At 45.7% G+C, this 6956-nt stretch carries 6 protein-coding genes; 3 read left to right on the top strand and 3 right to left on the bottom strand.

Going from position 1 to position 6956, the window contains the following annotated elements:
* Positions 1-176 precede the first annotated feature (176 nt).
* Positions 177-416 carry a hypothetical protein gene (locus tag C7Y66_RS31640; protein ID WP_199197286.1) on the top strand — a complete coding sequence of 80 codons (240 nt, stop codon included), beginning with the start codon at positions 177-179 and terminating at the stop codon, positions 414-416.
* On the opposite strand, the gene C7Y66_RS07210 is transcribed toward C7Y66_RS31640, so the two are convergent.
* The 3 genes from C7Y66_RS07210 to C7Y66_RS07200 all read right to left on the bottom strand — a co-directional run bounded on the left by C7Y66_RS07210 (position 349) and on the right by C7Y66_RS07200 (position 4988).
* Positions 349-1542 carry a glycosyltransferase gene (locus C7Y66_RS07210; RefSeq protein ID WP_106545042.1) on the bottom strand — a complete coding sequence of 398 codons (1194 nt, stop codon included), beginning with the start codon at positions 1540-1542 and terminating at the stop codon, positions 349-351. The two genes, C7Y66_RS31640 and C7Y66_RS07210, sit on opposite strands and share 68 nt — an antisense overlap.
* A gap of 71 nt (positions 1543-1613) precedes the next feature.
* Entirely contained in the window at positions 1614-3857 is a 2244-nt protein-coding gene (locus tag C7Y66_RS07205) for a polysaccharide biosynthesis tyrosine autokinase (protein WP_106545038.1), read from the bottom strand.
* A 39-nt stretch (positions 3858-3896) separates the two neighbouring features.
* Positions 3897-4988, bottom strand: a complete 1092-nt coding sequence (locus tag C7Y66_RS07200) for a glycosyltransferase (RefSeq protein WP_106545037.1) — start codon at positions 4986-4988, stop codon at positions 3897-3899.
* A 785-nt stretch (positions 4989-5773) separates the two neighbouring features.
* Between C7Y66_RS07200 and C7Y66_RS07195 the strand changes: the two genes are divergently transcribed.
* Positions 5774-6199 carry a DUF1824 family protein gene (locus C7Y66_RS07195; protein ID WP_106545036.1) on the top strand — a complete coding sequence of 142 codons (426 nt, stop codon included), beginning with the start codon at positions 5774-5776 and terminating at the stop codon, positions 6197-6199.
* The gene (locus C7Y66_RS07190) at positions 6199-6804 is read left to right on the top strand and encodes a pseudouridine synthase (RefSeq protein WP_106545035.1); all 606 of its coding nucleotides are present in this window, start codon (positions 6199-6201) and stop codon (positions 6802-6804) included. The genes C7Y66_RS07195 and C7Y66_RS07190 overlap by 1 nt, the downstream gene beginning before the upstream one ends.
* Positions 6805-6956: the final 152 nt, after the last annotated feature.

Raw genomic sequence — 6956 nt, 5'->3', positions numbered from 1 at the left:
GATTTATTGTCACTAGCCGTGAATATAGCAATCCTATTTGATTCATGAACGTGGAGCAGGCTTCTAGCCTGCCGCAGGCTAGAAGCCTACTTTACAAATCATTTAGAACTGCTATATATCCCTCTTCTGTCAGAGTGGGGTGAAACCTTGATTTTTCGTTGGCTGAAACAACGTAAATGCGTCAAATTTTCCAAGGACAGACCAAAGCAGAATTAATCGATCGCGAACGACAGTTCCACGAGGTGCAGCCAGAAGGCATTATTCTCAAGTTTGGTACGGTTGTGGGTTTTGTCGTCGGGGTAATTATCCTCTATCAAGTGCTTTATTCTGATGTCAAAATTTGCATACCTAAAATTCTCCCTTGTCCTCTTTATCGCTTTCTTCTCGACTCCCGACTCCCGACTCCCGACTCCTGACTCCTGCCAAAAGCTGCTCGATCTGCCGATTTATCTCATTCAATTCAAACCGTTGACTGGCTGAGATTTGGGCTTGATGGGCGATCGCACCAGCCAATTCAGGTTGCTGGCGACAAGTATTGATAATTTCTGCTAATTTCTGAGCATCTCCTGGTGGTACGAGCCAACCTGTTTTTCCCGTCTCTACCAGTTCCACTGCACCCCCAGCTTGGCTGGCTACGACTGGACGACCGCAAAGCATAGCTTCGACAATCACGCGCCCGAATGGTTCCGCAGCAATCGATGTGTGGGCAACTAAGTCACAGGCTGCCATTAATGACACGACATCGCTACGAAAGCCTAAGAATTGTACTCTTTGTCCTAGTCCTAACTCGGTAACTTGCTGGTGTAATTGCTGCTTGTAGTCCTGTTCGCCAAATAAAGCATCTCCAACAAATATTGCTGTCACTTCTGGCGGACACTGCGTCAGTGCTTCTAGAAGTATGTGCTGTCCTTTCCACGGTGCGAGTCGGCTGAAATGTCCGACAACAAACTTGCCTTCTAGCCCCAATTCTTGCTTTGTCTGAGCTACGGAATTTTCCTGTCGATACAACTGGGGGGCAAATCCGTTGTAGACAACACGAACGAGTTTGGGATTTCCCCCGGCGGCGAGGAAAGCTTTTTGACTTGCCTGGGAGTTAGCAATGACTAACGAGGCACGATTTGCCAAAGTTACAGCTAAACGCAGGTTAGTGCGGCTAAAGTGTTCGCTGGAGAGGATGTCATGTAGGTGATATACCAAAGGGCGGTGACTGAGAAGGGATGCGATCGCTCCTACCACCAGTGCTTTTTGCGTATTGGCGTAGATGATGTCGTATTCACGGGCAATCTTGGCAACGCGGGCAATCAAAGGTAGCAACTGACCCAGGCTACTCGCGCCTTGAAGTAAACCACTGTCTTTACTCACTTGTAGCGATCGCCCAGTTAGCACCTGCACGGGAATTTCGTGCTGTTGGAGTAAATCTTTAAACCCACCATCGGCGAACAAACCAACTAAACAGCGATCGCGATATGGTTTAGCAATATCCAACAGACAAAGCTCCGCCCCTCCTGGCTTGCCACTTTGATCGAGGAATAGGATTTTCATACGAATTGGTAATGGGTAGTTGGTAATTGGTAGTTGGTTGTTAATTACCATCAACTATCAACCATCAACTATTAACCATTTCCCCAAACTTTTTTCAGCTCAACTCCTTGTTCTCTAGAGTAGGCTCCATAGCCATAAGAAACGTTACTCACGCCATTTGCCACCACTCCAATCACGTTAAGCTTTCTCAGCATGGCGTTGGCTTGTACTAACTCTGTCTTCTTCACCATGCCAACGCGAGAAACTAGCACGACACCAGTACAGCAAGAAGCGGCAATCATCGCATCTACCATACCCAGTAAAGGTGGAGCATCGAGTAAAATCAAATCGTAATTTTGCTCGAATCCTGCCATCAACTCTCGCATTCTTTGCGAGCTGAGTAGGTTGGCTGGGTCTTCTGGCTGTGGTCCAGCAGTCAAAATGTCTATGTAGGAGCCAGAAGACTGAATTGCATTATGAATCGGCAGCGTGGCATCGCTGCTCAACAAGGTAGACAGTCCGTAATCGTTGGGCAAATTCAGGATTTGATGTAAACTCGGACGGCGCAAGTCGGTATCGATCAACAACACACGCTGGTGCAGCCGTGCCGCACTTAAAGCTAGACCCAAGGCTAAAGTAGATTTACCCTCACCTGCTACGGCGGAAGTTACCACCAAAGATTTGAATGCAGCCATTTCGTTCATCAACTGGAGATTGCGATAAATCAAATCCAGCGATTCCCATGATGGGGGCCAATTTCGTACTTGTACCGTCCAGGGCGACAGATGCAGCGGCTTGCCAAAAGGCAAACTGACTTCTGGTTGTGCCACTCTGCCTCTGGGCAATTCTGGAGTCATGCCCAACAAGGGTAACTCGAATTGTTTCTCCAAGTCTTCCGAACTGTAGACAGAATCATCGACCGCGTCGCGCAAGAAGGCAGCTAAACTACCCAGCATCAACCCCGCAACTAGACCCAACAACAAGTTCAGCTTCAAGTTGGGACCAACTTTCAATCCTAGACGTGGTTCTTCCAAAGCTTGCCAGTCAAATCCACCTCTTGCAATTTCTAAACTTAATTCTTGCTGCGCTCTCAACAGTTGCTGAAGTTTATCGCGGTTAATTTGGACGAAGGGAACTAGACGGTTGTATTCTGCTAATAGCACTGGGAAGCGCTTGAGATCGCTACGTAGCTTCTGCTGTGTTTGCGCTAGGCTGTTATCCCGCGCCCGCATCGCATTCATATTTGTCTGTACTTCGATCAATTGACCTGCCAGGTTGAGGTCGAGCGCTCCTAATTGTCCTTGCTGGAGAATACCATCTGCCGCATTACCAGCTGCTGCTGCTTGGGATGCTTGTCCCTCACCCAGAACTCGTCCGCCTTCCTGCTTCATCATGCTCAGCAGGTTTTGCCGTTGTTCGAGTAATTTTTTCACGTTAGGGTCTTCATCCGTGAAGACAACCCGCCGCTGTGATAGGGCGAGTTCCGTTCTCTGCAACTCGTTGAGTAGGGTTTGATAGCGCGATGATTGGCTCAAGCGGGAAGCAACTAGCGCTTGTTGGGGAGAACGAGCGAGTTGCTGTTGCAGTTGACCGTAGCGTGCTTGCAAGTCATTATACTGGGCGCGGATGACTTCGCGTTCCTGCGCGATCGCATTTAACGAGTTGTTGACTGTTGCCGCTTGTTGCTCTGGATCGATCAGGTTATTATTTTTGCGAAACTCTTCTAATTTATTCTCTGCTTGATCGACTGTTTTAGTCACGGCAGGGATTTGTTCGTTAATAAACTTCAAACCCTTTTTCAACCGCTGCTCTTGTTGTTCGCGATTATAAATTTGATAAACTGTATGGACGGCTTTCAGGACTTTTTGTGCTTTAATCGGATCGTTTGCTGTATAAGTCGCCTCGACGATCTTGGTATTGGCTTTTTCTTCAACAACTTGTTTTAGTACTAAGTTTTTCTTCACCTCCGCCACTGTAAGCGTAGGATATTCGGAGCGGAGAATATCGACTGCCCTTTGAATCAGCAGCGAACTACGCATGACGTTAATTTGCGTGGCATAGTCGTCAATCGTGACTCCAGAATCAGCATACTGCTCGCCTTGTCTCGGGGTCGTGCCATCTTTCTTCCCCTGATAATTCGGCTCGATCAGTAACTGCATCTCGCTCTGATATGTAGGCTTGGAGATTAAGGTAAACACAGTGGCAATTGTCAACACCGCTCCCATAACCCCCAGCAGCCAGTAGCGACGGCGCATCAAAACTGCTAACAACTGCCCGTAACCACCGTCTGATTCTTCGACGGTCATGGGCATATTACTCTCATTTACTCTAACCATGCCTAGCACTCCAAACAGTCTACAACGATCCTAATGAACTTATGCAATGCTACTCACCGTATCGGCGATCGCCCGTTCAACTTTGCTAAAAAACGCTTGTTCTGAAAAATGACTCAGGGCGTGATGGCGAATTTTGCCGTAATCCCACTGAATTTCTTTGGCAGCAAGCAAAGCATTTTGGATTGCATCTGGCGATTGTCTGTAAAAGAATACTCCTGTATGTCCTGGAATTTGAGTATCTATGACTCCTCCCGCGCCATAGGCAATCACGGGCGTACCGCTGGCATTTGCTTCTACTGGTACTAGTCCATAATCTTCTAAAGCCGCAACAACAACAGAGCAAGCTTTTGACATTAAATATTTTCGTTCGGCATCGCTGACATGTCCTAAAAATCTGACGTTCTTCAGCGCTTTTGACTCTAGCCGTTGGCGTTCTGGTCCATCGCCGATGATGACTAAAGGTAATCCCAGCCAGTTAAATGCTTCCACAATTACGTCAATTCGTTTGTAACTGATTAGACGAGCTGAAGCTAAATAAAAATTTTCCTTGTCATTAGAAAAAGTAAAGTTACCGCTATTAATTGGGTAGTTAATCACCAGTGCTGGTTTGCCATAGTGCTGGTTAATTCGTCGAGCTACGATACTAGAGTTAGCAATATAAAGGTCGGGTTCTTGAGCATAAATTCGGTCAACCTCTCGCATTTTGCGAAAGATCATTTCAATTAACGGATAGAAATAATGATAGTCCCCATACTCTCTCAAGTAAGTTTTTGTATCCCACAAAAACCGAGTCACGTTATGGCAAAAGCAAATGTGTTGCGCTCCCTTCCTCTTCTTCACAGCTTTAGCAAAGCTACTGCTGCTACTAATAATGAGGTCGTAATCCTGCAAATCCAGAGAGCGAAAAGCAGGAAAATAGAGAGGAGCCAGCATTCGGAAATATTTTGCTGCACCTGGGATTTTTTGTAATCCTGTCGTGTGAACTATACGGTTACCTAAATCGACAGTTTGTTCGGGATCGTATACAGAAGTAAAGATGTCTGCCTCGGGATAGCGTTGACAAAGCAGTTCAAAAACTCGCTCTGCGCCACCTCTTTGCGTTAGATAATCGTGAACTAGGGCTATCTTCATGAAAAAATAATAGAAGTTTATTTAGTAGAGTCAAACTTTAGGAACAGGCATTATTACAATTCATCTGTTGAATCCGCGAACGTACAAATCACTATGTCTCCAGAGATAGTACTTGTTGGTAGGAGCTGGCATTTGCGTAGATACACTGAAAATATAGGTAAACAGAAATTATTATACTCAACTTGTTATCGAGAACTGATGGAATCGCATACCTAGCTGAGAAAATTTACCTAAACTTTAAATAATTGAGCAATGGAAGCACTAGCAAAAAATGAATCTTATTCGAGGGAGAATCGCAGTTCGCGTTCTGCATTCAATTGGACTTGACGCATTCACAGAGGAATTAGTTGCATTGAATACAGGATTCACAACGTATTGGCAGAATTACTGAAACTAAAATCGAGGTTCATGCTTTGCTCATATTTTTCGGTCAATCCAAATCGAATCTATAAGTTGGGTAGAATCGTTGACATCAAGCGAACTCAACTGAGGTAACAGTTCGTGCCGAGTTGGAAAAGCCAGTAAATTATGACTTTCCGTATGCTAGGATGAGAAACTAAACTTTAAATCAAATTCGCAATTGGCAAGAGTTTAGCCTTGACCAATCGATTATAGGTCTAGTTCTAGGCAATGTTTTGAAAATAGTTTGGAATCAGCTTGCCTATTCTTTAGAAGTTACTTCAGGCTGTAAATTATTCCCTCCGTGTTGCTTGGCATAGACTGTTCTACTATGGCAACAAGCAGAGCTTCAGGCGTTATTTCATGCATCTCATGCATCGCTGCTTATGTCTCAGCCACTTTCGGATCGTTTCGCGATCGCCTCAGCCCAAAAATTACTGGAAGCTTTCAGTTGTTTGGAAGTTAAACCGGTAGAATCGGCAGCAGAAGCCGCCCAGTTGCAACAAGCATTAGTACTCCTAAGTACGCAAGCAGATTTTGTCAACTTGGGAATTTGTGCTGACACGCCAGAGCTAGGGCTAGCAGCATTAGCATCTTATGCCAAAGCTTTAGGATCTACAGTCACGATCGCGCCTACCGATTTAGCTGCGGCGATCGCTCCGGTATATATTAAATTCAACGGTCAAAGACAGACGTACTACCTCGACTCCTACACGGGTACGTATCGCGGCGTGCTGGTATCCTATCATTCATTGGTAGAAGAATCAGTCAACGGTACTTACGGTTATTTACCGTTGGATTTGTTTGAGTAATGGGTAAACACCGATACATTTTGTTTAACAAACCCTACGGGGTGTTGAGCCAGTTTAGCGATGGCGATCGCGCTGGCGCAAAAGAGCGGCGCACGCTTAAAGATTACATTCCCATTCCCAAAGTTTATCCTGTCGGTCGCCTCGACTGGGATAGCGAGGGATTGATGCTACTAACCGATCGCGGACAACTTCAACATCGACTTGCCGATCCTAAATTTGGACATAGCCGCACTTATTGGGCGCAAGTAGAACGAATTCCAAATGCATCAGCGATTCAGCAGTTAGAACAAGGAGTGATAATTGAGAATTATCGAACTCGACCAGCCAAAGTTAAACTGCTAGAACCCGAACCAACCTTACCACCAAGAGATCCGCCAATTCGCGATCGCAAAAGCGTGCCTACAGCATGGTTAGAACTAGTCTTGACAGAAGGTAAAAACCGCCAGGTAAGGCGGATGACGGCTAAAGTAGGATTTCCCACCTTACGCTTAATAAGAGTGGCGATCGCTCACCTACACATAGGAGATCTGCCACCCGGTCAATGGCGCGATTTGACTTCTCAGGAACTGGAATTACTTTTAAAAAGTGTAGGGTGTGGGATGTAGGGACAAGGAGGACAAGAAGACTTGGGGGAATTTAGATATATTCTTCTCATTCTGGCTCCTGACTCCTGACTCCTGACTCCTGTTCGCTAATAACTGATAACTGCTAAGCTGAACAAAGTATTGATTTTTTAAGCCTCGTAGCTCTACTTGGG

The organism is Chroococcidiopsis sp. CCALA 051, from assembly GCF_003015105.1.
GTDB classification, from domain to species: domain Bacteria; phylum Cyanobacteriota; class Cyanobacteriia; order Cyanobacteriales; family Chroococcidiopsidaceae; genus Chroococcidiopsis; species Chroococcidiopsis thermalis.
Note: the sequence above shows the minus strand (reverse complement) of the source record. Positions and strands in the feature narration are given on the sequence as shown.